We start from the raw sequence: 1,101 nt of genomic DNA, 5'->3' as shown, positions 1-1,101 counted from the left end.
AAGAAGTAGACGAGTTTGATTTAGATGATATAGATAGTTTAATCGATGAAGCAGGCGAGTCTGAAGAGGCGGCTGTAGGTGAGTTATCTGATGATGTGGATGCTTCGTTGGTTGAAGAAGCAGACGAGTTTGATTTAGATGATATAGATAGTTTAATCGCTGAAGCAGGCGAGTCTGAAGACGCGGTTGTAGGTGAGTTATCTGATGATGTGGATGCTTCGCCGATTGAAGAAGTAGACGAGTTTGATTTAGATGATATAGATAGTTTAATCGATGAAGCAGGTGACTCTGAAGAGGCAGCTGTAGATGAGTTGTCTGACGATGTGGATGCTTCGCTGGTTGGAGCAACAGAACTTAGAGAAGAGCCTGAACTTGCAGAAGAGCCTGAGCTTGAAGAAGAGCCTGAGCTTAAAGAAGAACCTGAGCTTAAAGAAGAACCTGAGCTTGAAGAAGAGCTTGAGCTTATAGACGAACCTGAGCTTATAGAAGAGCCTGAGCTTATAGAAGAGCCTGAGCTTATAGACGAACCTGAGCTTGAAGAAGAACCTGAGCTTGAAGAAGAACTTGAGCTTATAGACGAACCTGAGCTTATAGACGAACCTGAGCTTATAGAAGAGCCTCAGCTTATAGACGAACCTGATCTTACAGAAGAACCTGAGCTTGAAGAAGAACCTGAGCTTATAGACGAACCTAAGCTTATAGAAGAGCTTGGGCTTGAAGAAGAACCTGAGCTTACAGAAGAGCCTGAGCTTACAGACGAACCTGAACTTGAAGAAGAGCCTGAGCTTGAAGAAGAGCTTGAGCTTATAGAAGAGCCTGAGCTTGAAGAAGAGCTTGAGCTTATAGAAGAGCTTGAGCTTATAGAAGAGCCTGAGCTTATAGAAGAGCCTGAGCTTACAGACGAACCTGAACTTGAAGAAGAGCTTGGGCTCGAAGAACAGCCTGAGCTTACAGACGAATCTGAACTTATAGACGAACCTGAGCTTGAAGAAGAACCTGAGCTTGAAGAAGAACCTGAGCTTATAGAAGAGCCTGAGCTTGAAGAAGAACCTGAGCTTATAGAAGAGCCTGAGCTTATAGAAGAGCCTGAGCTTACAGACG

Annotated in this window: 1 pseudogene; it reads left to right on the top strand. The window is 44.1% G+C overall.

What is annotated here, in order from left to right:
* Positions 1-1,101, top strand: a pseudogene (locus V6260_RS18460) (FimV/HubP family polar landmark protein); the annotation flags it as partial.

The sequence above is a fragment of the Pseudoalteromonas aliena genome (genome assembly GCF_038155085.1).
In the GTDB taxonomy this organism is placed as follows: Bacteria; Pseudomonadota; Gammaproteobacteria; order Enterobacterales; family Alteromonadaceae; genus Pseudoalteromonas; species Pseudoalteromonas aliena_A.
The sequence above is the reverse complement of the archived record's forward strand: the minus strand, read 5'-3'. Positions and strand labels throughout refer to the sequence as shown.